Consider the following 24,576-nt stretch of genomic DNA (forward strand, 5'->3'; position numbering starts at 1 on the left):
AAGGGATGGGTCAGCCTTTGACTGCGCCGCCCATGCTGTTGAGGATGCGTTTCTGCAGCAGGAGAAAGACGACAATTACCGGGACGAGCGAGATCACAGTGCCGGCGGCGAGACCGCGGACGTCGGTGCCGGAGACGCCGCTCAGATAGGCGATCCCGAGCGCGATCGGGAACTTGGACTGGCTGGTCAGCACCACGAGCGGCCAGATGAAGCTGTTCCACACCGACACGAACCCGAGGATCGCCAGTACGGCGAGCGTCGGCGCGACGATCGGCACGCAGATCCGCCAGAAGATCGCGAACTCGTTCGCGCCGTCGACGCGGGCGGCCTCGACGATCTCGTCCGGGATCTGCGAGAACGCCTGGCGGAGCAGGAAGATCCCGAGCGACGACAGGATCGCGGGCAGGATCACCGCGGCGAACGTGTCGGTCAGCCCGAGCTCGCTCATCACCAGGAACCGCGGGATCAGCATCAGCTCGCCGGGCAGGAACATGATCGACAGGAACAGCATGAAGAACACGCCGCGGCCGCGGAACGCGATCCTCGCCAGCGGGTACGCCGTCAGCGCGGACACCACGAGGTACACCGGGACGGTGATGCCGACGTACAGCACCGAGTTCACCAGGAACCGCGCGTACGGGATCGTCGTCCACGCCTCGCGGAACCATTCGAACACCGGCGGGCGCGGGATCAGGTCGGGCGGGAACCCGAACACGTCCTGGCTGGCGGGTTTGGTCGCGGCGCTGAGCAGGATCAGGAACGGCCCGATGAACAACGCGGCGACCGCGATCAGCAGGACATAGAGACCGATGCGCCGTCCGTTGATCGGCGGCTTGGGCCGGTACAACCTGCGGGCCATCAGACGTCCCTCCGCCGGGTCACCAAGAGGTTGAAGCCGGCCAGGACGATCATGATCGCCCACAGCAGCAGGCCGACGGCGCTCGCATAGCCCATGTCGTAGTCCTCGAAGGCTTTCGACCAGATGTAGTAGCCGAGGGTGAGAGTGGAGTCGAGCGGCCCGCCGCGGGTCAGCACGTACACCGACTCGAAGGCCCGCATCGCCTCGAGCATGCTGAGCACGAGCGTGACCGCGAACGTGGGCCGCAGCGACGGTACGACGACGTTCAGCAGCCGCTGCCACGCGTTCGCGCCGTCGATCGTGGCCGCTTCGATCTGGTCCGACGGGACGGACTGCAACCCGGCCAGGTAGATCATCATGAACAGACCGGCGTTCTTCCACGCCTCCAGCAGGACGACGGTCGGCAGGGCCCAGTGCCGGTCGAGCAGGAAGTCGGTCGGCCCGGCGCCGAACAGGCCGAGCACCCAGTTCACGACGCCCTCGCGGTTGAACACGTACCGCCAGGTGACCGCCACCGCGACCATCGACGTGATCACCGGCAGGTAGTAGAGCATCCGGAACGCCTGAATCGCCCGCAGCTTGAGGTTCACCAGCATCGCCAGGAACAGCGGCGCGACCACGGTCAGCGGCAGGAACATCAGCACGAACAGCAGCGAGTTCCGCAGCGCGATCCAGACCCGCGGGTCGTGGGCCAGCCGGACGAAGTTGTCCAGCCCGGAGAAGCGCACCGGATGCACGATGTCGTAGTCGGAGAACGCGAGCTGGATCGCGATCACGGCCGGCCACGCGAACATCGCGGCGTAGAACAGCAGCCCGGGCAGCATGAACACGTACGGCGTGTACCAGTGCTGACCGACCACGCGGCCCCGGAGACCCGGCATGCGCTACTCCTCGTGTCTGAAACCAGGATTTCGGATACCAAGCTGACGGGAACCGTAACGCAGAACTCAGCGCCCCGGAAGCGGTAACTCCAGAAAATTTCCCCATCTTCCGTTGACTCGCGCGAGTTGATGGCGAACACTCTGGTGTCTGTAAGCCAGGTTTAGGACATTCCCCTCCTGAGGAGCCAACGATGGCCCGACTCCGACTCACCGCTGTTGCCGCCGCTCTCGTCCTCGCGCTGTGCGCCAGTTTGGCCGGCTGCGTGTCCGGCAGTCCGGCGGGCGGGAGCGACGACCAGAAACAGTCCGGCGACGCCTACTCCGGTGACGTCGAGTGGTGGACGATCAACCTGCAGAAGAACTACGGGCCGGATATCCAGAAGTGGATCGACGCCTACCAGAAGGAGCACCCGAAGGTCTCGATCAAGTGGGTCGACGTACCGGGTGCCGACATCACCACCAAGCTTCTGGCCGCGATCGCCAGCGGCAAGGTGCCGGACGTCGTCAACTTCACCTCCGCGACCACCGGCCTGTTCGCCGGCTCGATGGCCGACCTGAGCTCGCTGTTCAGCACCGACGACGTCGCCGCGTACCTGCCGAACCTGGCCGAGCCGTTGGTTGTCGACGGCAAGCGCATCGCGATCCCCTGGTACAACGGCGGCACGTCACTGGCGTTCTACAACAAGGATCTGCTGGCCAAGGCCGGCTTCGACGCGGCCAAGCCGCCGAAGACGTACGACGACGCGCTCACGCTGGCGAAGACGTACCACGACGCGACCGGCAAGTCGGCGACCAACTTCATGGCGTACTCGAGCGTCGTCCAGGCGAACGGCGTTCCGCTGCTGTCGGAGGACGGGAAGAAGGCCGCCTTCAACACCCCCGAGGCCCTCGCGCTGCTGGAGAAGTTCAAGCCGCTCTTCAGCTCGGGCGCGATCGCCCCCGGAAGCCTCAGCGAGAACCCGCGGGACATGCCGCAGTCGCTGGAGAACAAGGGCATCGCGTTCAACCCGGCCGCCGTGTCCAGCTCGCTGCTGAACGTCGAGAAGAACGCACCCGATGTCTACTCGTCGATCACGGTCGGCCCGCCGGTGACCGGTGCCGGCGGCAAGTTCTACATGCCCGGCCAGCAGGTGATGGGCATCCCCGCGAAGTCGGACAACCAGGCCGCCGCAGCCGCCTGGCTCAAGTACGTCGCCGCGCCCGAGCAGCAGCTCGCGTTGTGCAAGCTGGTGCCGATCTACCCGTCCTCGGTCAAGGCGCTCGCGGATCCGTTCTTCACCGAGATCTCCGGCACCACGCCTGCTGACCAGGCGCGGAAGATCCTGGTCGACACCTTCAAGCAGAGCATCGACGCGTCGATGGGGTCGGGCAACGACGAGCAGCTGCGGCAGCTGTTCGACGACCAGGTGCGGGCGTTCATGTCCGGGACCAAGTCGGCGAAACAGGCTTTGGATGACGCCGAGAAGGCGTGGAACGACACTCTGGCGAAGGGCAAGTAGCGTGCTGCGTATCGGTATCGTCGGGGCCGGGATCATGGGGCGTGGCAATGCGTTGTCGTTGTCCGGCCGGGCCGACGCCGAGATCACGGCCGTGACCAGCCGATCGGCCGACCCCGCCGCGCAGCTCGCGGACGAGATCGCCGAGCGCGGTGCGCCACGGCCGACGATCCATCCCGACCTCGGGGCCCTGCTGGCCGACGACGCGGTGGACGCCGTCGTCCTGACCACGCCGGACGACGTCCACGGCGAGATGATGGTCCGCGCCGCGGAGGCGGGGAAGCACATCCTGGTGGAGAAGCCGATGACGACGTCGGTCGCGGAGGCCGACGCCGCGGTGAAGGCGATCCGCGAGAACGGCGTGATCGCGATGTGCCTGTTCAATCACCGGTGGGTGCCGGCGTACGCGCAGGCCTACGAGTTGCTCGCGGACCTCGGCGACGCCGCGGTCGCGTACGCGCGCAAGGACGACACGATCTTCGTCCCGACCGAGATGCTGTCGTGGGCCGATCGCACGACCTGCGCCTGGTTCCTGTCCAGCCACGACATCGACCTGGTGTCGTGGCTGCTCCGCGACCAGGTACGCCGGGTCTACGCGACCGCGCGCTGGGGCAAGCTCCGGTCGCTCGGGATCGAGACGCCGGACGCGATCCAGATCCAGGCGGAGTACTCGCGCGGCGCGGTGGCGACGTTCGAGTCTGCGTGGATCTACCCGAACACGTTCCCGACGACGGTTGATTCGTACGTCGCGGTGGTCGCGGACAACGGTGTGGTGCAGCTGGATCGGCAGCGGGAGAACGTCGTACTGGCCAAGCCGGACGGCTACAGCTACCCGCGGAACATGCTGCAGCGGGTCATGCACGGCATCCCGTCCGGTGCGTACGCCGACGCGATCGCGCACTGGGTCGACTGCTGCCGCACCGGCCGGGAACCGCTGATCACGATCGAGAGCAGCCGCAACGTCACCGCCGTACTCGAGGCCGCCCACCTGTCGATCGAGACCCGCCAGCCAGTCGACGTCTCCATGCTGGTCGCATGAGCGAAGGACCTGAGAAGCCTCGGCATATCGACGGGCGCGTCAACCGGATCGGGACGGACGACCTGATCAAGGCGTTCGGCTCACCTGCCGCTGATTTGGCAGGGCTGCGCGCGTACGTGGGTGAGCAGCTGAGGCGGCCGGCTTGGCCGTTGCCGGAGTGGGCTGAGGCGACTCGGTCCACACCGGACGCCGTACTAGCAGCTGCTGCTCCACTACTGGACGGTGTTGATGTCACCGGACAGGGACTTGGGCGGTCGCAGCTGTATGGCTTCCACTACCTCGGCTGGCTCGCGCCTGGAGTGCAGGCGTGGTTGCTGACCGGTGACGAGCGCTACCTGCAGGCGTTCGAGCAACACCTCGATCAGTGGGTGGAGCAGCGTGACGCGGTGACCGGTGAGTGGCCGGGACTCGACGTCATCTGGTACTCGCTCGGGACGTGGGCCCGCTGCCGCAGTCTGCTGCCGACACTCGAGGTCCTGACCTCCTCGCCACTGTCCGGACGCGTGTGGGGCCGGCTGGTCGCGACACTCATCGGCGGAGCCCGCTGGTCGTACGACGAGCATGACGTCTTCCGGCACGGGAACTGGCAACTGGTGTGCGCAACCGAGCTCCTGCACCTCAGCGCCGTACTTCCGTCTCTCGTGGAGTCTGCGGCGTGGGCGGAGCGTGCGCGGCAGCGGATCGAGGAGCACCTGCTGCTGGACATCTATCCGGACGGCGGGCACTACGAACGCTCCCCTGGGTACCACCGGATGGTGTTGACAGCTCTGCAGACCGCAGCACGGATCGACCCGGCTGTTGCGGCACATCCCCGTTTTGCCGCGATGCACACGTGGATGTGCGAACTGGTGTCGTCGGGCGGCTGGCTACCGCATCTGCAGGACAGTGGGATCGAGTGGCCGGCAGCGTCGTTGCTGCGCGGCAGCTACCTGCTGAACGACCCAGTGTTCGCGCGGGTCGCAGCGCAATGGATGTCGCCGTCGGAGCTCGCTGCGGAGGTGGCCACGTTTCCTGCCGGACCGGAGCAGTGGCTGACGCCGGGTGCGGTGCCTGAGTTGCCGCCGGCGACTGTGCTGCCGGAGTCGGGGTACACGATCCTGCGGAGCCCTGAACTGCGTGCGGTGATCAACCACGGCCCGCACGTCGAGCACGAGTTGGAGTCGCACTCACATCGCGCCGTACTGGACCTGGTGCTCGACGGGTGGCAGCAGCCGTTGCTGTGGGAGGCGGGCGGTCCGCCGAGCTACGACGATCCGGAGTACCAGACGTGGTACCAGTCGGGCCGTGGCCACAACACGGTCCTCGTCGACGACCAGGAGCTGTCGACGGACCGTGGTGTGCTCGTCGATCCGCTGGTGGACACCGGTGTGCTCGCGGTCTTCTCGGGCCGTCACCACGGCAACGGCATCGAGCAGACCCGAACGATCGCACTGGTCCGCGAGAGCCCGTCGTACGTCGTCGTCACCGACCACGCGCCGGACGCGCACACCTTCCGTGCTTGCTGGCATGCGCTGCACCCGTGGCGTGAGGTGGGCCCGCTCGCGTACGACGCCTCTGCACCCGACGGACCGGGCTTGCTGCTGATCGATGCCGGTGATGCTGCTGCAGTCGAGCTGACCGAGGGTGTGGCTCGTCATCCGGTGCTGGAGCGTCGGGCGGCTGAGTACGGCCCGCTGCATTCGCTCACGGTGACGCGGTCGACCGGCGACTTCACGACGGTACTGGTGCCGCACGCCGGGGCTGAGCCGGGCGACGTGTCGGTGGATCGGGTCGATGGTGAGCTGGTGGTCGCCCTCGACGAGACGGTCGACCGGATCGGGCGGTCCACGTGGACACGGACCGTCGGCGGTCAGTTGTCCTGGGCAACCGGGTGGCGGGTGCGGACGCTGCCGGCACTCCTACGGGCGACCGACGACGTCGACGTACTGGCCAGGCCGACCGGCGACAAGCTCCACTTCGAGATCACCTGTTCAGGACGCTGCGGGCTGTGGATCCGCGCACGCGGCGAGATCAGGCTCAACGGGATGCTGGTCGACGCGGTCGCCGAGGACGAGTGGGCGCACTTGACTCTTCCGTACGCCGGGGCGTGGACTGTTGACGGGGTTCGCTATGAGTGACGATGTGACGAGCGGGTGGTTCGACGCGCGGATCGTCACCGGCGCGCATCCTGCCTCCCTGCTCCCACCCACCGACCGAGACGCGATCGCCGCGCACCTGGACCGCTACGCGCTGTCCGGCGCCCTGGTGAGCGCGATGGCGTCGTGGTTGCACGACCCGATCGGCGGCAACGCGGAAGCCTCCGCGATCGCGCACGACCTGGCCGACCGCGGCGTACTGGCGTGCTGGACCGCGGTCCCCGCGACGTCCGGTGAGCTCGACTCGCTGACCGCCCTGGTCGATCGCGCTGTGGACGACGGCGTCGCGGCCTTCCGCATCCACCCCGCGTCGCACGGCTTCTCCCCCGCTTTGCTCAACGACCTGTACGCCGCACTCCAGACCAACCGCCTGCCGTTGTGCGTCGATGCCGCGGAACTCTCCTGGCCGGACCTGAACACGATCGCGACCCGCTTCCCGGAGCTGCCGATCGTCGTGTCGAACCTCGGCTACCGGAAGCTCCGCGAACTCTGGGCCGCGCTTGTTGGCCACACCAACGTCTTCGTCGATCTCGTCGATTTCGCCGCGCACCAGGGCGTCGAGTGGCTCGTCGCCAACGACCTCGCCGACCGGCTGCTGTTCGCGACCGGTCTCGGGGTCCGTGATCCCGGCGAGAGCATCGTCCGGCTCGCATGGTCCGGTCTCGACGACGCGACGGTCCGCCTCGTCGGCTCCGAGAACGCGCGTCGGCTGCTCCAGGGAGTCCGAGCATGATCGGGCGCCGGCCGCCGCATCGGATCGTCGACGTGCACGCGCACCTCGGCCCGTACTCGCTGTTCTTCATCCCCGAGTCGGACGCCGCGACGATGGTCGCGGTGATGGACCGGACCGGCACCGACGTCACCGTGCTCGCGGCGAACCGCGCGATCCAGCAGGACGCGCACCTGGGCAACTCGCAGTCGCTCGCCGCGGTCGACGCGTACCCGGACCGGATCGCGGCGTACGCGGTCATCAATCCGTGGCAGGAGCCGGAGCGCGAGCTCGAGCGGCTCGCGGGCGACGACCGGTTCGTCGGCATCAAGGTGCACCCGAGCCTGCACCGCTACCCGGTCACCGGCGCGCGGTACGCCGCGGTGTGGGAGTTCGCCGAGTCCACCGGCTGTCCCGTGCTCAGTCACTCCGAGCACCAGTCGCCGTACGACGCGCCGCGGCTGTTCGAGGCGGTCGCGGAGCGCTACCCGGGTACGTCGGTGGTTCTCGGGCACGCCGGGATCACGCCAGCCGGGGTGGACGAGTCGATCGCGGCAGCCCGCCGGTACGACTCGCTCTGGCTGGAAGTGTGCGGCTCTCAGATGACCGGGCCGCTGATCCGCGCAATGGTCGACGAGGTGGGCAGCGGGCGGGTGCTGTTCGGTTCCGACTTCCCCTTCATCGACCAGCGCATGTCGCTGGGCCGCGTGGTCTGTGCACCGCTGACGGAGAGTCAACGCCAAGATGTTCTCAGCGGGAACGCCCGCAAGCTGTTCCGGTGGCGGCCGCTACCGGGAGAACGAGGGGTTGGCCAATGACGGAAGAGATGCAGCAGTCCGAGCCGGTGTCCGGCGAGCGGTTGCCGGCGGTGACGGTCGGGCTGTTCGGGCCGCGCCGGCTGGTCAAGACGATGTCGGAGGTCGGCCAGGAGGTCGCGGAGCGGTCCGTGCACGGCGTGCGGTTCCTGACCGGCGGGTACGACGACCTGTCCGAAGCCGAGGAGCGCTACCTGCGGCTGCGGGACCGGATCGACGCGGCGGTGTTCCCCGGCCCGTGGGCGTTCGACCTGGCGACGACCGGCCACTGGCTCACCGTTCCGTCGACCCACCTGCCGCTGACCGGCGCCGCGCTGTACGCCGCCCTGCTGCGGGCCTCGCTGACGATCAAGGACGTCGACCTGAGCCGGGTCAGCATCGACTCGCTCTCACTCGCGGACGTCTCCGAGGCGTACAGCGAGATCAGCCTGGACACCGCCCAGGTGTACGACGTCCCGTACGAGGGCCCCGAGTCCGTCGCGGGATTCGCTGCGTTCCACCGGGAGAAGTGGGAACGCCAGCACACCACGCTGGCGCTGACCACGATCCTGGCCGTGGAGCGTGAACTGCGCGCGGACGGCGTACCGGTGCTGCGGATCGCGCCGACGCGATCGAGCGTGCGGGATGCGCTGGAGACCGCCGTACTGCTCGGCCAGGGCACCCGGATGGGAGCGCATCAGCTCGCGATGATCGCCGTACAGGTCATTCCGACCGGTGCGTCGCGGGCAGAGTCGGGTGACTACTGGCAGCAGGAGCTGGCGCTGTCGACGCACCAGAAGCTGCTGTCCGAGGCCCGCCAGGTCGGTGCGTCAGTCACGCGCCGGTCCGACACGCTCTTCCTGGTCACCACGACGTACGGCGCTCTGCTGCGGCTGACTGAGCAGTTCGCGGTCGCGCCCTTCCTAGGCGCGTTGACTGCCCAGCTCGGCGTGCCTGTCGCTGTAGGCGCCGGCACCGGCCAGACCGCTCGTGCTGCTGAGGCAAACGCCCTCATGGCCGTTGAGGACTCGGTAGCGGCAGGCGGCAAGGTGGCCGTGTACCTAGACGGCAGCAGCGACCGGGTGGACCTCGAGCCCGGCCCTGCGACGACTGAGTCCGCACCGGTCGACGGGACGTCGCCGATCGACCAGCGGGCGCTGGAGATCGTCACGTCGATCGCCTCTGCCATGAGCTCGACTCCTGGTCGTCAGGTGGTCGTGGACGTCGAGAGCGTCGCCGCGATCATGCAGGTCACCCAGCGGACCGGCCGCCGGATGCTGAAGGAGCTGGTCGAGGCAGGTCTCGCCTGGCCGCTGCCCCCGGCTCGCTCGACCGCTGGCGGCCGGCCACGCCAGCAGTTCCGCTTACTCACCGAGAAGCTCGACTGACCTCTCTCGATTGACCTCTCTCGATTGACCTTGGAGAAGCCTGTGCAGACTCGCCGTCACGACCACGCAGACCGCCTGTACGCGCGCGCCCGACAGGTGATCGCAGGCGGTGTCTCCAGCGACGCACGGCGCGCCGACCGGCCGCTGTTCGTGGACCACGCCCGCGGCGCCGAGCTGTGGGACGTGGACGGCAACAGGTACCTGGACTACGTGCTCGGCCAGGGCCCGAACCTGCTCGGCCACGCCGCACCACTCGTCGCCGACGCGGTCTCCGACCAGGTACGCCGTGGCGTCGCGTACGCCGCCCAGCACGAGTTGGAGGCACAGGTCGCCGAACGCCTGTGCAGCATGGTGCCGGCTGCGGAACTGGTCCGCTTCAACACCGTCGGCTCGGAGGCGGTGCACGGCGCGATCCGGCTGGCCCGCGGCCACACCGGGCGCCCGAAGATCGTGAAGTTCGAGGGCAACTATCACGGCTGGCTCGACCCGGTCCTCTACAGCGTGCATCCGGACCTCGCGCTGGCCGGCGATGCCCGGCACCCCACCGCGGTCGGCGGTACGGCGGGCCAGCCGCGGCACGACGCCGACGACCTGATCGTCCTGCCCTACAACGATCTGCCTGCTGTCGCTGAGGTGTTCGCACGGAGTGGGGACGAGATCGCCGCGGTCATCCTCGAGCCGCTGCTCTGCAACACCGGCTGCATCACGCCGGCACCTGGTTATCTCGAAGGGCTCCGGGAGCTGACCGAGCAGCACGGATCGTTACTGATCTTCGACGAGATCATCACCGGGTTCCGGGTCGCTCCGGGCGGGGCCGGTGAGCTGCTGGGCGTCGTACCCGATCTGGCCGCGTTCGGGAAGGCGATGGCCGGCGGGATGCAGGTGTCCGCACTGGTCGGCTCGGCCGAGGTGATGGGGACGATCGCGGACGGGAAGGTCGCGCACGCCGGGACGTTCAACTCCCATCCGGTGGGGATGGCCGCCGCCGACGCGGTACTGCGTCATCTCGACGAGCACCGCGACGACGTGTATCCACCACTGACCGCGACAGGCCAACGGTTGATGGCCGGCCTGCGCGCGGCAGCTGCAAAGCATGGGGTGCCGCTGCTCGTGGACGGTCCCGGTCCGGTGCTCCAGACGTACATCACGGACCAGGCCGCCGTCACGGACTACCGCACGTTCGCTGCCTGCGACCGGGCCGCGATGACTCGCTTCCACGCGGGGCTGTTCGCTGCCGGCATCAGCATCGTCCCGCGCGGGTTGTGGTTCCTCTCCACCGAGCACACCGCAGACCACGTCGACGAGACTATTGCGGTAGCAGACTCAGTGCTCGCTGCGCTTTAGTCCCAGCAGGTGCCGGGGCGAACGGCTTGTGCGGTCCTGGTTGCAGGTCGCGCCGTGCCGGCGCCGGGGCGCGCGGCTAGTGCCCGGCTGCTCCTGTCGCGTCCGCCACGAGAAGGAGGCCGGGAACCCGTCTGGTGACGGTCCCGGCCTCCTGCTGAAGCGTGAAGCTCTTACGCGCTCTTCTCGCGGCGGTCGCGCTTGGTGCGCTCGATCTGGTCGCGCGGGATCAGCGTGGGGTTCACGTTCTCCAGCACGACCTCGCCGGTGACGACGACCTTCGCGACGTCCTCGCGGCTCGGCACCTCGTACATCACGTTGAGGAGAACCTCTTCCATGATCGCCCGCAGACCACGGGCGCCGGTGCCACGGAGCAGCGCCTGGTCGGCGATCGCCTCGACCGCGTCCTCGTCGAACTCCAGCTCGACGTTGTCGATCTCGAACAGCCGCCGGTACTGCTTGACCAGCGCGTTCTTCGGCTCGGACAGGATCTTGATCAGCGCGTCGCGGTCCAGCGGCGAGACGGTCGTGATGACCGGGAGCCGGCCGATGAACTCGGGGATCAGACCGAACTTGAGCAGGTCCTCCGGCATCACGTCGGCGTACCCGCCGAGCTCCTTCGGCTTCTCCGGCTCGCGCACGGTGTTGAAGCCGAGGGACTTCTTGCCGACCCGCTGCTCGACCATGTGGTCCAGACCGGCGAACGCGCCGCCGACGATGAACAGCACATTGGTCGTGTCGATCTGGATGAACTCCTGGTGCGGGTGCTTGCGGCCGCCCTGCGGGGGCACGCTCGCCGTCGTTCCTTCGAGGATCTTCAGCAGCGCCTGCTGCACGCCCTCACCGGAGACGTCCCGGGTGATCGACGGGTTCTCGCTCTTGCGGGCGATCTTGTCGACCTCGTCGATGTAGATGATCCCGGTCTCGGCCTTCTTGACGTCGTAGTCCGCGGCCTGGATCAGCTTCAGCAGGATGTTCTCGACGTCCTCACCGACGTACCCGGCCTCGGTCAGCGCCGTCGCGTCCGCGATCGCGAACGGGACGTTCAGCATCCGGGCGAGCGTCTGGGCGAGGTAGGTCTTGCCGCAGCCCGTCGGGCCGATCAGCAGGATGTTCGACTTGGCCAGCTCGACGGCCTCGTCCTTCGCGTGCCGGCCGGCGCTCGAGGCGCCCTGCCCGTCGCGGACCCGCTTGTAGTGGTTGTAGACCGCCACCGCGAGTGCCTTCTTGGCCACGTCCTGACCGACGACGTACGCGTTGAGGAAGTCGTAGATCTCGCGCGGCTTCGGCAGCTCGGTCAGACCGACCTCGGAGCCCTCGTTCAGCTCCTCCTCGATGATCTCGTTGCAGAGATCGATGCATTCGTCGCAGATATAGACGCCGGGACCGGCGATGAGCTTCTTGACCTGCTTCTGACTCTTGCCGCAGAACGAGCACTTGAGCAGGTCGCCGCCGTCACCAATGCGTGCCACCGGGGCAGATCCCTTCTATCCGATGCGCAATCGAACTGTGCAGAACATCATGGGCCGGGAGGGCGTAGGCCGCAGGAACCGGGACGATCGTCAGTACCCCGATCCGATTTCGACGGTACCCCGTCCGGGGCCGAAAAACCGCGCTCGCCACCGGGTTGTGACTACGCCGGTGGCGAACGCGTCCTGCTCTTGACAACCGGTCAGACCGGCCCGGCCTGAACTGAACCCGTTCAGACGCCGGCCGGGACCGGGGCCTTGAGAGACTCGAACACCTGGTCGATCAGCCCGTACTCAACGGCCTGCTCGGCGGTCAGGAACTTGTCCCGCTCGATGTCGCGGGACACCTCCTGGATGTCCTTGCCGCTCGCGTCGGCGATCATCCTCTCCAGCAGCGCACGCAGCCGGAGGATCTCGTTCGCCTGGATCTCGATGTCGCTCGACTGGCCGTAGGTGCCCTCGGTCGCCGGCTGGTGAATGATGATCCGGCTGTTCGGCAGCGCGAACCGCTTGCCCGGCGTACCGGCGGCGAGCAGCACGGCGGCGGCCGAGGCGGCCTGGCCGAGGCAGACCGTCGAGACGTCCGGCTTGATGTAGCGGATCGTGTCGTAGATCGCGGTCAGCGCGGTGAACGAGCCGCCCGGGGAGTTGATGTAGATGCTGATGTCGCGGTCGGAGTCCATCGACTGCAGGCAGAGCAGCTGCGCCATCACGGCGTTCGCGATCTCGTCGCTGATCGGCGTACCCAGGAAGATGATCCGGTCCTCGAAGAGCTTCGTGTACGGATCGATCCGGCGCATGCCGTACGACGTGCGCTCCTCCCACTGCGGGATGAAGTAGTTCATGTGCTTCCTTAACTGACGAAGTGGGAGATCAGGAGTTCGGGCTGCCCGAGCTGAGCTGGGCAGCGCTGGTGACCACGTGGTCGATGAAGCCGTACTCCTTCGCCTGGTCGGCGGTGAACCAGCGGTCCCGGTCGGCGTCGTTCTCGACCTGGTCGAGCGCCTGGCCGGTGTGCTCGGAGATCAGCCGGAACAGCAGCGCCTTCAGGTGCAGTGACTGCTCGGCCTGGATCTTGATGTCGGACGCCGTACCGCCCATACCGCCGGAGGGCTGGTGCATCATGATCCGCGCGTGCGGCAGCGCGTACCGCTTGTTCTTCGCGCCGGCGCAGAGCAGGAACTGGCCCATCGAGGCGGCCAGGCCCATCCCGACCGTGGCGACGTCGTTGGAGATCCACTGCATGGTGTCGTAGATCGCCATGCCGGAGTCCACCGAGCCACCCGGAGAGTTGATGTACAACCAGATGTCCGCGTTCGGGTCCTGTGCGTTCAGCAGCAGCATCTGCGCGCAGATCGCGTTCGCGTTGTCGTCGCGGACCTCGGACCCCAGGAAGATGATCCGGTTCTTCCGCAACTCCCGGTAGATGTCGTTTTCGTCTCCGCCGGATCCGTTGCCGCCCGCGGCGGTGGGGCTGGCTGCAAATGTCTCGTTCACGAACCCGACATTACTGGGCGAGAGCGACAGACCTAAGGCTGGGCCGGAGGTGTTCGCTCACGGCGCACCGTTCGTCTGCTCTGAGCGAATTCGGGCGCATTCACCAGCCGCACAGGACAACGGATCCGGACTCGTCGTCCGCTGCCTCGTCAGGTACTTCGCGGCGGTCCGGCAGCTCCGGCTCCCGCCGTACCTCAGGCTCCTGCAGCAGCGCGGCCACACCCGCCCCCTCCGCGTTCGACCCACAACACTCCGGAAATCGTTTCACCGGCCACGCTAGGCCAGGTTTCTTACGGTCGCGTCGCAATCGTCCGGCGAACATGCGTACGGCCCGGACCCACCCTGAGGGGATCCGGGCCGTACGGCGAGACGTTGCTCAGGCCTGCGCGGGCTCCGCGACCGGGGCCTCGGCGGCCTCGTCGGCGGCCGCCTCCGGGTCGGCGTACGAGCCGTCCGGCTGCAGGGTCTTCAGCTCGACCGTGTTGCCGGAGGCATCGGTGACCTTGGCGTTCTCCACCAGGTACGCGAGCGCCTTGCCGCGGACGACCTCGGACACCAGGCTCGGGACCAGGTTGTTCTCCACCGCGTGCTGCGCGAACTGGTCCGGGCTGACGCCGGAACGCTGCGCGTGCCGGACGATGTGCTCGGACAGCTCCTGGTCGTTGACGCTCAGCTCCTGCTGCTCGGCCACCAGGTCGAGCACGAACTGCGCCTTGATCGCGTCCTCGGACCGCTTCTTCAGGTCCTCGTCGAACTCGTCCTGGGTCTGCTCCTCGCCCTCGAGGAACTGCTCCATGGTCATCCCGGAGTACCCGAGCTGCTGCTCCAGGTTCTCCTTGCGGGCGGCCAGCTCGTCGGTCAGCAGGCCCTCGGGGACCGGCACGTCAACCAGCGTCAGGATCTTCTCCAGTACGGCGTCGCGCGCCTCACCGGCCTGCTCGAGCCGCTTGCCGCGCTCCAGCCGGGTCTGTACGTCGGTCTTCAGCTCGTCGGCGGTGTCGAACTCCGACGCGGTCTGCGCGAACTCGTCGTCGAACTCCGGGAGCTCCTGCTCCTTGACCGCGGTGACGGTCACCTCGACGTCGACGTCCTCGCCCTTCAGCGAGCCGCCCACGAGCTGGGTGACGAAGGTCTTCTTCTCGCCGGCGCTCAGGCCGAGGACAGCCTCGTCGAGGCCGTCCAGCAGCTGACCGCTGCCGACCTGGTACGACAGGCCGGTGGCCTGCGCCTCCTCGACCTTCTCGCCGTCCTTGCTGGCCGACAGGTCGAGGGTGATGAAGTCGTTGTCGCCGACCGCGCGCTCGACCGGGTTCAGCGAGCCGAACCGCTGGCGCAGCGACTCGATCTGCTCGTTCACCTCGTCGTCGGAGATCGCGATGTCCTCGACCTCGGCCTCCAGGCCCTCCAGGTCCGGCAGGGTGATCTCCGGGCGGACCTCGACCTCGGCGGAGAACTGCAGGCTCTCCTTGTCGTTGAACTCGGTCACGTCGACCTCGGGCCGGCCGATCGCCTTGACCTGGTTGTCGCTGACCGCCTGCGAGTACAGCTTCGGGAGGGCGTCGTTGATCGCCTCCTCGAGCACCGGACCGCGGCCGACGCGCTGGTCGATGACCTGCGGCGGGATCTTGCCCTTGCGGAAGCCCGGCACCACGATCTGCTGGCCGATGCTCTTGTACGCCGCGTCGAGGCTCGGCTTGAGTTCCTCGAACGGCACCTCGACGATGAGCTTGACCTTGGTCGGGCTCAAGGACTCGACGGTGCTCTTCACGGTGGCGGTTCTCCTTGATTCGGTGACATTCACAGCACGCGCGACACCCCGCGCTGCAGCGGTGCTACAGGGGGTTTGTCGGGGCGACAGGACTCGAACCTGCGGTCTCCTGCTCCCAAAGCAGGCGCGCTAGCCACTACGCTACGCCCCGCAGTGACCGGTCGAGTGTAGTCGACCGGAACCAGTGCTCGCGCCACCGGGGTCCCAGCACCACGGTTTTGAGTCCGACCCACCTCATGTGGAATCATGTCCAAGCACGCGGGTGTAGCTCAATGGTAGAGCCCCAGTCTTCCAAACTGACTACGCGAGTTCGATTCTCGTCACCCGCTCGGGCGAGAGGGCGAGGTGTGCCTGCGGAAAGCGCAGGCTTCCTCGCCCTCTTCTGTTGTGCGCCTTCGCTTCGCTCGGCGCGGGCGGGGGCTTCGCCACCCGCACCCCCTGGCGTGGGTCGGGTTGGGTGCGTCGGCCCCGGGGCGTGGGTCGGGTTGGGTGCGTGGGCCGGGTGTGGGTTGGGTTGGGTGGGGGCTCAGGGGAAGGCTGGGGGGCCTCCTCTTAGGGCTCGGCAGGTGGCTTCTGGGTCGTTGACGAAGTTCGGGACCTGGTTGTCTGTCTCGTAGTAGCGGTGGAAGACCGGGGTCTGGGAGCCGGACATCGGCGGGACGATCCAGCTCCAGTCGGCGGGGCAGCCGCGGCCGGCGCGCTCCTCCTTCTCCAGGTGGATGAGGAACCTGCGGGACTCGGTGTGGTGGTCGGTGACCGTCACGCCGTTGGTGTGGAACGAGTGCAGGACCGCCCGGTTGATCTCGACCAGGGCCTGGTCCCGCCACAGGGTCGCCTCGTGCGAGGTATCGAGGCCCATCCGCGCCGCGACCTCCGGGACCAGGTCGTAGCGGTCGCTGTCGCCTAGGTTGCGAGCCCCGATCTCTGTGCCCATGTACCAGCCGTTGAAGGGCGCGGCCGGGTAGGAGACACCGCCGATCACGAGGCGGTTGTTGCTGATCACCGGGACCGCGTGCCACCGGAGTTCCAGGTCCGCGAACCACTTCAGCTCGGGGTGCTCGAGTGGGACCTCGTGGACCGCTTGCCCGGGCAGCTGGAACATCCGCGGCCCTTCCTCGACGGTCTCCACGACAAGTGGGAGTACGTCGAAGGCTCCTTGTCGCTCGGGCGGTCGCCAACCACGCTGGATCAGTTTGCTCGTGAACGCGCGGTAGCGGGGATCCCCCAGCGCGCGACCGTCCGGTTGCTCGTACCCGGCGTACCGGATGAGCTGCTCGTTCCAGATCCTGGGAGCTGGGCGGGACGGCGTCTCGGGAGCGAAGACGCTGATCATCGGCCGGATCTTGCCGCCGTTGTGCGCCGTACTGAGATGCTCGAAGCAGTGCGCGGCGACGCTGCTTGCGTCGGACACCGTTCTCAGATCGCGCACCTGCAGGCTGCGCCAGTACAGGCGGCCGATGCAGCGTTTGTTGTTGCGCCAGGCGACGCGGGCACCGAAGACCAACTCCTCGGCGGTGTGCCAGTAGGTGCCGGTCGTGTCGATCTCGCGCATCACCTCGGCCATCCGGGGCTCCAGCGGCCCCACGTGTGGGTCCTCGCCGTAGAAGAGCTCGAGGAACTCCTTCGCCGCGGCACGCACCGTCTCGACATCGAGATCCGGCTCGGACCGGCTCACTGGCGGGTGACCAGGCACTGGCGGGTGACCGGGCACCGGCGGGACCGTCACGGGCCGTCGTGACGCCGTACGTCGGGCACGTCGGGCGGTGCCCCACCGCGCGCCGGCGACCTGGAGCAGCTGCTCCGCGCCGCCGACCGCGACGACATGGCGGACGCAGATTCCCACGGCGAGTAGGAGACCTGCCAGGCTGAGCGCGATCGCAACTTGGGTCGGGACGCCGATCGGCGCCCACCGGCCGAGTTCGAGCGCGCCGAGGGCGGCGCCTGCCACGGCCAGTCCGAGGACTGCGAGTGGCAGAGCCAGGGGCCGGCGGCCTCGTGCCGCCCGCCGGCTTGTCGGGGCTTCCGCGCGGTGATCCTCCGTCCGGGCGGGGTTCGGAAGAGTTCGCACGGGTCAGTCCGAGCCTGGAGACCTCGGACCGCTACCGTTCGGGCCCCCGTGCCCGTTACTGTTCGGATGCCCGTTTCCACGCCCGTTCTGGAGGCGGACCTGCCAGTCGCTCAGGTCGTCGAACCAGGCATCCTTCTGGCGGGGCGCCTGCTCGCCGGACTGGCCCGAGCTCCCGAGCCGCTCGACCTCGGTCGAGAACGAGTCCACGATCGACTGCATCCGGGTCTGCGCGTTCTGTGCGTACGAACGGACCTGCTGTCCGGCCGTGTCCATGGCCTCCTCGACGATCCGGCGCTCGTGTGCGCGCGCCTGGCCGATCCGCTCGCGGGTGTCGCGGCTGACGTCCTCGACCATCTCCTCGGCGACCAGTTGTGCCTGGCTGAACAGCTGAACGATCTGCTCGTTCACGCGCTCGCCGACCTGCTCGTACTCGTCCAGCTCCCCTTGCACACGCTTCACTTCCGCCCGGGTCCGCCGCAGCTCCGCCTGGAGCCGTTCGTTCTCGGCGCGGCACTCGCTGACCTCTCTCGCGGTCGCGTGCACCTGGTCGGCGAGCAGGTCGATGTACCCGTACACCTGGTCCGAATCGAGGCCCCGGAGCCTACGCCGGAACGTTTCGCCCCGGATCGCATCGGGGGTCTGGTAGTGCGGAGAGCCGTGGCGGTGCTTTCCGTTGGTCACTGGTTGTCTCCTGACCTGGTGAGCGCTGGCGTGCCCGTGTGCTCATCCACGGGCGCGTAGTAGAAGTGCTCGTACTTGATGTGCTCGGGGTCCATGCCGGCGCCTGCCAGTCGCTCCAGCGTGTGCGCGACCATCTGCGGGCCGCCGCACACCATCGCGGTCCGCCCGTACAGGTCCTGCCGGGCCGCGACCATGCCGACCTTCCCGCGCGTTCCGGGATAGGACGCGTCGTCGGACACAACTTCGGTGTAGTCGAACCAGGGCCGCTTCTGCGCCATTTCACGCAACTGCGGCCGGTCGTAGAGGTGCCAGGGCATCCGGACCCCGTGGAGCAGATGGACCCGTGGGGCGGTGCGCGACCGTTCCCACTCGTTGTCGATCTGTTCGAGCACCGCGAGCAGCGGGGCGAGACCGGTTCCGCCGGCGACCATCAGCACGTCCCGTACGTCGCCTGCGCGCCGGGTCAGCCGTTCGCCGACCGGGGCGCCCAGCTTCACGGCGTCGCCGACCTTCAGCGACCGCACCACGGCCGGGCTCACCTGGCCGCCGTCGATCTGCTGCACGTGCAGGTCGATCGAGCCGTCCCGGCGCGGGGCGTTGGCCGGACTGAAGTACCGCCACAACCGGGGCCGTTGCGGGATCTCCATGGAGACCGACTGGCCCGGGAGGAACTGGAACTCGCGCCGCGGCCGGATCGTCAGCAGCGTGAGGTCCATGGTCCGCCGTTCGACCGCGACCACGTCGGCGTCCCACCAGTCAGGGGTGGACTCCGAGGAGGTCTCCGCCGCCTCGACCATCATCCGCGCGATCACCTGGTAGGCCGCCGTCCAGTGGCCGGCGAGCTCCTCGTCCCAATCGGGCCCGAGGAAGTGCTTCAGGGTCGCGCACAACGAGGCTCCGACCGCGTCGTAGTGCTCCGCGAGTACGGCGTACTTGCGATGATCGCGTCCGAGATGCTGCAGGTACGCGGCATCGTTCTCGATCTGATCGGCATGGCTGACGATCCGGCCGAGGGCGCCGACGAACTTGTCCCGCTGGTTCGACATGTTGAGCGGGAACATAGGCCGCACCTCGGGATAGGACACGAACAAATGCGAGTAGAAGTACAGCGGTACCTGTTCTCCGTGCTCTGTCACCCGGTCCCAGCTGCGCTGGAGGGCGTTGGCATCCATAAGGGTTCGCTATCCGGCTCGAGAAGGCAGCTCCTCGAGTGATGCGGTCGGCCCGTCAGTGGGCACCAGGTATTGCCGATCGTCGGCCGAGTCGGCCGACGGACACTGCGTTGACAAGGGTTCCCTCCCAGTCCAGTCCCCGAGTCGGTCCTTCGTGGTGTCTCCCGCCCGCAACCTACCCGCGGCCAACGGCTTGAAACCGCGAACCGGACTGAGACGTGCCGAAATTCCTACGGGGCCCGGAGAAAGGCGATGCCGTCGATGGCGGCGGGTGCCGTCGAGGTGGAGATGATCTTGAGAGGCCCTGTACGGAAAGGGGTTGCAGGGAGGTAGGTGACGACGCGACTGGTGGTGGCTGCGGCCAGAGAGACCGTGCCGATCTTGATGTTCGCGTGGTAGATGTCCACGCGGCCTTGGCCCGGGCCGTGAATCGCTACCAAGGCAATGCGCAGGCCGGCTTCGGTGGCCTTGGTCAGGTAGGCGCCGTTCGCCTTGAGGATGGTCGTGGTGCCTTGGAACGCCAGCGTGCTGGTGGAACGCGTGACAGTGCCGGCGGAGGTCAGGGCGCGGTCGTCCTCTGGCGCTACCGAGCAGATCGGTGCGGACCAGGCGGAGAGGTTCCCCAGGTAGTCGCGGGCGCGCACCATGAAGCACTCGTCCCAGCCGAGTCGCGGCGACCAGGTGATCCCGGTGATGCGCGTGTTCTGCCAGACAGCGGGGTAGATCCACTTGCCCAGCGCGGCACCCGGTGCGGCCACCTTGTAGACGACGTCGTACGACGCGATGTCGGTGTCGTCCTTGTAGGCCCAGCGCACTGTCGCGGACCCGCTCAGCTGCACGCGGTCCCCGATTCGCCACGTGACCAGCGACGGCGCCGTACCGTCCACTTCACTGCAGTACGACGTACTCCAGGCACTCAGGTTGCCGGCGTAGTCGCGTGCACGCACCTGCCAGCACGTGTCAGTGCCGATCGGTGCGCTCAGACTCGCCCCGGTGGTCTTGAGCCCCTGCCACGCGGGCACCTGGTTCCAGGCGCCGTACGGCGAGGTGCGGTTCGGGCGCTGCTGAATTCGCAGGTCGTAGCTGTCCACACCGGTCGCAGGCGAGTTCGGGTCCTGCGGATCGTCGTACGCCCACTCGAAGGACAGGCTGGTGTTGTCGCGGACTCGATCGCCTGCGGATGCACTGGTCAGTACGGGCGCGACGGTGTCCGGGTGCTGCTGCGGGTCGGCGGTCAGCCAGGACAGGGTGATCACGCGGGGCTTGCTGGTCGCGTCGGCGTACACGATCTTCGCGAGACCGGAGCCGTCTGCGCGGAAGCTGGGGGTGGTGGTGCGGATCGGCCCGTAGCGCCGCTGTCCCAGTGCCGGGTCGTTGAGGTCGGTGACCAGCAGGTCGGAGCCGGACGCCTGCACGGTGAATCCGTTGCCCAGCTGGGAGTCCGCGGCCACAGTCAGATTCCGCGGCGGCTGCGGCCCGCTGACGTCTACAACCTGATTGCAGCCGCTCAACACCGCCCAGCGGCCGTTGACGTCGTCTGGGCCGACGGTGCACGCGCTGGCGACCAGCACGGTCTTCACGACACCGGTAGCCAGGTTCTTACCGTCCAGGTGACCCGGCTCGGTCACCTTCCACACCGTATCGCCGGACATGGCGAACGGCGGGGCGACGTCGGCCAGTTTGGTCTTGCTGGCGACGTTGTACACCTCTGCGGTCGCAGCAGCCGGTGCACGATGCGAGACGAGCTTGCCGCCCTTCCCGAGCACCACGTCGTCCGCGGCGGGGAACGTGAGGCCACCGACCTTCGCAGTACCGCCGTCGAACGTCAGTAGCGCAGCTCCCTCGACCTGCAGCGGCTTGCCGTCGTTCGAGCCTCCAGAGGCTGTCCACGTGGTCCCGTTGTTACTCGTCTCGTAGACAGGGTTCGAAACGACCACGCGGGCGCCCGACATACCGACATCCACCGCCGTACGCCCGGGAACGAGGACACCCTCCCCCAGGTGCTGCGGTGGATCGGCAGCCATCACCTGCGACGCCGTCAACGGCAGCAGTACGACGGCACACACCACGGCCGCCTTGACACGTAAGCCCAGCACGAGAGACCCCCCCAGTACTCCGATGACCTCGCGCCGCACCCTAGTCAGTAACCACCAGTAACGGAAGCCACGTGGAAAACCGGGTGACACACCGTGACCTCGAGAGGATCCTGAAGGGCTGACCAGCGACGAAAGGGACTGATGCAAGCGGGAATCACGGTATCGGCAGCCGAACTGCCCGAAGTACTGCTGCACGTGGCAGTGGTACGCCCGGTCTTCCTCTGGGGCGCACCGGGGATCGGGAAGAGCAGCCTGGTACGGGCGTTCGCGGAATCGCTCGGTCTGGAGTGCGTCACGCTCCTGGGCACGCAGCTCGCGCCGGAGGACCTCATCGGCGTACCGCAGATCGTCGACGGCCGCAGCCGGTTCGCACCACCCGTCGCGATCGCCCGCGACGAGCCGTACTGCCTGTTCCTCGACGAACTGAACGCCTCCTCGGCCGAGGTGCAGAAGGCGTTCTACTCGCTCATCCTGGACCGCCGCATCGGTGAGTACGAGCTGCCGGAGGGGTCCGTAGTGATCGGCGCCGGCAACCGGGCCACCGACAATGCCCTGGCCCGTCCGATGGCGAGCGCCCTGGTGAACCGGCTCGTGCACATCCACCTCCGCGCGTCCGCGACCGACTGGCTGCAGTGGGCCGGTACGGCGGGCATCCACCCATGGGTCCTCGACTACCTGCGCAACCGTCCCGACCACCTCTGGACCGCGCCTCCGAAGACCGAGGAGCCGTTCTCGACGCCGCGCAGCTGGCACATGCTGTCGGACGCCCTGCACTCGTACGGCGACGACGTGTCCGACGAGACGCTCCGGGTCCTTGCCTTCGGCACCTTGTCCGCGGCGCACGCGTCGGCGTTCCGCGCGTATGTGAAGACCGTCCGGCACGCGTTCGGGCTGGACGCCGTACTGAAGGGTGAGACCGGCTGGCCGTCCGCACCGGAGGACCGGGACCTGCTGTACTTCCTGGCCGAGACGTTCCGTGCCCGGCTGATCAAGGAGCTGGCCGCTGACAAGGCGTCGGCGAGCCCTGCCGCTCGTCAGCTCGCGCACCGCGGCAAGGCGCTGCTGGTCGAGCTGGCGGAGATCTCGCTCGAGGTGGCGCAGGTGGTGATCGCAGCCGACGACGACGGCCGCCCGGTGCTCCCGACCTGGTTCCTGGTCGAAGTCAGCCGCGACCTGCCGCGGCTGGTGGCGGCACGTGCCTAAGCGGAAGAAGGCACAGCGGGACCCGGCGTGGGAGGCGATCCAGGCTGGCTGGGCCATCGTCGCGCGGCACCCGCTGTTCGCGCCGATGGCGGACTGGGCGCACAGCCCGCTCCGCGACGACAGCTGCCCAGCAGACGGCTGGGCGACGATCGACTCGAACGGGCAGATCCGCACGCACCGGACGCGCCGCGCCATCCCAGAGGAGTGGGCATGGATCTTCGCGCACCTACTGATCCACCTGGGCCTCGGCCACGCCGAACGGGACCTGCCAGAAGCTGACCAGGCCGCGAGCGCCGCAAACGACGTGGCGGTCAACCGCTACCTCCAGTCGCTCAAACTCGGTACGCCGGTCGTTGACCTGCCGCCAGACTTCCCCGCAATGGAGGAGGACGCGCTGGCGCGACTGTGGCGGCGCGCCGGCGTACCGGCGGAGTACGAGCGTCTGGGAGTTGCCGGTCACGCCCGTGACGTCCAGACCGCCCGCTGGAACGGCTGGGGCAAGCCGCCGAACTGGGGTGAGCTGTTCGCCGCAGGCCTGTCCGCCGCGGCTGCTGCGGCTGTCGAGGTTGCTGGCGGCGCACGCTCGTCGCTGAGCGCAGGCGGCGGCGGCCGCGACAAGTGGGACCTGGCCCTCGGCTGGTTCGTCTCGTCGTACCCGTTGCTCGGTGCGATCGCTGCGAGCATGACGGTCGTTGCCGAGGCCGAGCTCGCTCGCGGCTGGGACATCCGGGTCGCGGCAGTCAACGCGTCCGCCGGCGAGATCTACGTGAACCCGCTGACCAGTCTGACGCTGAGCGAGTGGCGGTTCGTCATGGCGCACGAGATGCTGCACGCCGCTCTGCGACACGGTGAGCGCGTCGGCGGCCGTGACCCGTACCTGTGGAACGTGGCCGCCGATCTGGTGATCAACGGCTGGCTCCTGGAGATGGGTGTCGGCACCCTGCCCGACGGTGGGCTCTACGACCCGGCGCTGAAGGGCATGTCCACGGAGGAGGTCTACGACCGCATCACCACGGACCTGCGCCGCTACCGCAAGCTGGCGACGCTGCGCGGCGTCGGCCTGGGCGACGTACTCGGTCACCCGCTCCCGCACTCCGGTGAGGCTGCACGGGGTGCCGGTCTGGACGACATCTACCGACGCGCCCTGAGCACCGGACTGGCGTACCACGACCCAGCGCGCGGCACGCTGCCTGCTGGACTGGTCGAGGAGATCCGTGCGCTGGACCACCCGCCTCTCGCCTGGGACGCACAGCTGGCCCGCTGGTTCGAGGAGCACGTCCCCGCGGTCGAGAAGACCCGCACGTACGCACGGGCCTCCCGACGCCAATCCGGTACGCCGGACATCCCACGCCCCGGCTGGATCCGCCCGGTCGAGCTGGAACGACTCCCGACGTACGGCGTCGTTCTGGACACCTCGGGTTCGATGGATCGCGAACTGCTCGGCAAGGCACTCGGAGCGATCGCGTCGTACTCACGCGCTCGCGACGTACCGGCCGCGCGGGTGGTGTACTGCGACGCCGCGGCGTACGACGCCGGGTACGTGCCGGTGGACGACATTGCCGGCCGCATGACGGTCCACGGTCGAGGCGGGACCGTTCTCCAGCCCGGTGTGGACCTGCTGGAGCGGGCGGACGACTTCCCGATCCACGGCCCGATCCTGCTCATCACGGACGGCCAGTGCGACGTCGTCCGGGTACGGCGGGAGCACGCGTGGCTGATCCCCCGCGGCGCATCCCTCCCCTTCACCACCAGGGGTCCTGTCTTCCGGGTGGAGTGAACAGGCTCGGCCGGCGGCGAAAGGCCGTCGTCAGGCGACTCCGATAGTGCCTCGTCAAGGAACGTTGGGTCATATCCCTCATAGGCGAGGCACAGCGCCGTGACCGCTGACCACTACTCGACGAACTCGCCACCACTCGAGCGGGACATCCTCAACCCACCGCGGCGTTCCTCCCCAAACCGGTTCGGGAGCGTCGGAGCTCC

19 protein-coding genes and 2 tRNA genes are annotated in these 24,576 nt (G+C 68.1%); 10 read left to right on the forward strand and 11 right to left on the reverse strand.

All coding sequences use genetic code 11. From position 1 onward, the window contains the following. Positions 1-10: 10 nt before the first annotated feature. Positions 11-859 (reverse strand): carbohydrate ABC transporter permease, encoded by an 849-nt coding sequence (locus tag EV649_RS05625; protein WP_130381161.1) that lies wholly within the window; start codon positions 857-859, stop codon positions 11-13. Beyond that, positions 859-1,740 carry a sugar ABC transporter permease gene (locus EV649_RS05630; RefSeq protein ID WP_130381163.1) on the reverse strand — a complete coding sequence of 294 codons (882 nt, stop codon included), beginning with the start codon at positions 1,738-1,740 and terminating at the stop codon, positions 859-861. The genes EV649_RS05625 and EV649_RS05630 overlap by 1 nt, the downstream gene beginning before the upstream one ends. A gap of 191 nt (positions 1,741-1,931) precedes the next feature. On the opposite strand from EV649_RS05630, the gene EV649_RS05635 reads away from it, so the two are divergent. From EV649_RS05635 to EV649_RS05665, 7 genes are read left to right on the forward strand one after another with little or no spacing between them, the layout of a single operon-like run. Next, positions 1,932-3,239, forward strand: coding sequence for a sugar ABC transporter substrate-binding protein (locus tag EV649_RS05635; protein WP_130381165.1), 1,308 nt, complete (start codon positions 1,932-1,934; stop codon positions 3,237-3,239). A 1-nt stretch (position 3,240) separates the two neighbouring features. Continuing rightward, the gene (locus EV649_RS05640; RefSeq protein WP_241997730.1) at positions 3,241-4,275 is read left to right on the forward strand and encodes a Gfo/Idh/MocA family oxidoreductase; all 1,035 of its coding nucleotides are present in this window, start codon (positions 3,241-3,243) and stop codon (positions 4,273-4,275) included. Further along, on the forward strand, positions 4,272-6,392 hold the full coding sequence (locus EV649_RS05645) for a heparinase II/III family protein (RefSeq protein WP_130381169.1): 2,121 nt from the start codon (positions 4,272-4,274) through the stop codon (positions 6,390-6,392). The genes EV649_RS05640 and EV649_RS05645 overlap by 4 nt, the downstream gene beginning before the upstream one ends. Further along, on the forward strand, positions 6,385-7,143 hold the full coding sequence (locus EV649_RS05650; RefSeq protein ID WP_130381171.1) for an amidohydrolase family protein: 759 nt from the start codon (positions 6,385-6,387) through the stop codon (positions 7,141-7,143). Before EV649_RS05645 ends, EV649_RS05650 begins: the two co-directional genes overlap by 8 nt. Continuing rightward, positions 7,140-7,937, forward strand: coding sequence for an amidohydrolase family protein (locus EV649_RS05655; RefSeq protein ID WP_157996181.1), 798 nt, complete (start codon positions 7,140-7,142; stop codon positions 7,935-7,937). The genes EV649_RS05650 and EV649_RS05655 overlap by 4 nt, the downstream gene beginning before the upstream one ends. After that, positions 7,934-9,301 carry a hypothetical protein gene (locus EV649_RS05660; protein ID WP_130381175.1) on the forward strand — a complete coding sequence of 456 codons (1,368 nt, stop codon included), beginning with the start codon at positions 7,934-7,936 and terminating at the stop codon, positions 9,299-9,301. The genes EV649_RS05655 and EV649_RS05660 overlap by 4 nt, the downstream gene beginning before the upstream one ends. A 42-nt stretch (positions 9,302-9,343) precedes the next feature. Next, on the forward strand, positions 9,344-10,645 hold the full coding sequence (locus tag EV649_RS05665; RefSeq protein ID WP_157996182.1) for a glutamate-1-semialdehyde 2,1-aminomutase: 1,302 nt from the start codon (positions 9,344-9,346) through the stop codon (positions 10,643-10,645). Positions 10,646-10,815: 170 nt separating this feature from the next. On the opposite strand, the gene clpX is transcribed toward EV649_RS05665, so the two are convergent. From clpX to EV649_RS05690, 5 genes are all read right to left on the reverse strand, one after another. After that, on the reverse strand, positions 10,816-12,114 hold the full coding sequence (gene clpX, locus EV649_RS05670; RefSeq protein WP_130381179.1) for an ATP-dependent Clp protease ATP-binding subunit ClpX: 1,299 nt from the start codon (positions 12,112-12,114) through the stop codon (positions 10,816-10,818). 230 nt (positions 12,115-12,344) lie between these two features. Beyond that, positions 12,345-12,956, reverse strand: a complete 612-nt coding sequence (locus EV649_RS05675) for an ATP-dependent Clp protease proteolytic subunit (protein ID WP_130381181.1) — start codon at positions 12,954-12,956, stop codon at positions 12,345-12,347. A 28-nt stretch (positions 12,957-12,984) separates the two neighbouring features. After that, positions 12,985-13,608 (reverse strand): ATP-dependent Clp protease proteolytic subunit, encoded by a 624-nt coding sequence (locus tag EV649_RS05680; RefSeq protein WP_130381183.1) that lies wholly within the window; start codon positions 13,606-13,608, stop codon positions 12,985-12,987. Between the two features lie 376 nt (positions 13,609-13,984). After that, positions 13,985-15,376, reverse strand: a complete 1,392-nt coding sequence (tig, locus tag EV649_RS05685; protein WP_130381185.1) for a trigger factor — start codon at positions 15,374-15,376, stop codon at positions 13,985-13,987. Between the two features lie 78 nt (positions 15,377-15,454). Then, positions 15,455-15,527, reverse strand: a tRNA-Pro gene (locus EV649_RS05690). A 107-nt stretch (positions 15,528-15,634) separates the two neighbouring features. Here EV649_RS05690 and EV649_RS05695 point away from each other — a divergent pair. After that, a tRNA-Gly gene (locus EV649_RS05695) sits at positions 15,635-15,705 on the forward strand. A 197-nt stretch (positions 15,706-15,902) separates the two neighbouring features. Here EV649_RS05695 and EV649_RS05700 read toward each other — a convergent pair. The 4 genes from EV649_RS05700 to EV649_RS05715 all read right to left on the reverse strand — a co-directional run bounded on the left by EV649_RS05700 (position 15,903) and on the right by EV649_RS05715 (position 21,393). Further along, a complete protein-coding gene (locus tag EV649_RS05700; protein ID WP_241997732.1) occupies positions 15,903-17,324 on the reverse strand; it encodes a nitric oxide synthase oxygenase in 1,422 nt (473 codons plus the stop codon). 123 nt (positions 17,325-17,447) lie between these two features. Beyond that, a complete protein-coding gene (locus tag EV649_RS05705; protein ID WP_130381187.1) occupies positions 17,448-18,125 on the reverse strand; it encodes a DivIVA domain-containing protein in 678 nt (225 codons plus the stop codon). Continuing rightward, a complete protein-coding gene (locus EV649_RS05710; protein WP_130381189.1) occupies positions 18,122-19,297 on the reverse strand; it encodes a globin domain-containing protein in 1,176 nt (391 codons plus the stop codon). Before EV649_RS05710 ends, EV649_RS05705 begins: the two co-directional genes overlap by 4 nt. A 230-nt stretch (positions 19,298-19,527) precedes the next feature. Beyond that, entirely contained in the window at positions 19,528-21,393 is a 1,866-nt protein-coding gene (locus EV649_RS05715; protein WP_130381191.1) for a hypothetical protein, read from the reverse strand. Between the two features lie 141 nt (positions 21,394-21,534). Between EV649_RS05715 and EV649_RS05720 the strand changes: the two genes are divergently transcribed. Together EV649_RS05720 and EV649_RS05725 are read left to right on the forward strand one after the other, a co-directional pair. Further along, positions 21,535-22,596 (forward strand): MoxR family ATPase, encoded by a 1,062-nt coding sequence (locus EV649_RS05720; RefSeq protein ID WP_130381193.1) that lies wholly within the window; start codon positions 21,535-21,537, stop codon positions 22,594-22,596. Then, positions 22,589-24,373, forward strand: a complete 1,785-nt coding sequence (locus EV649_RS05725; RefSeq protein ID WP_241997734.1) for a hypothetical protein — start codon at positions 22,589-22,591, stop codon at positions 24,371-24,373. The genes EV649_RS05720 and EV649_RS05725 overlap by 8 nt, the downstream gene beginning before the upstream one ends. Positions 24,374-24,576: the final 203 nt, after the last annotated feature.

This window comes from Kribbella sp. VKM Ac-2569, assembly GCF_004216905.1.
Taxonomy (GTDB): domain Bacteria; phylum Actinomycetota; class Actinomycetes; order Propionibacteriales; family Kribbellaceae; genus Kribbella.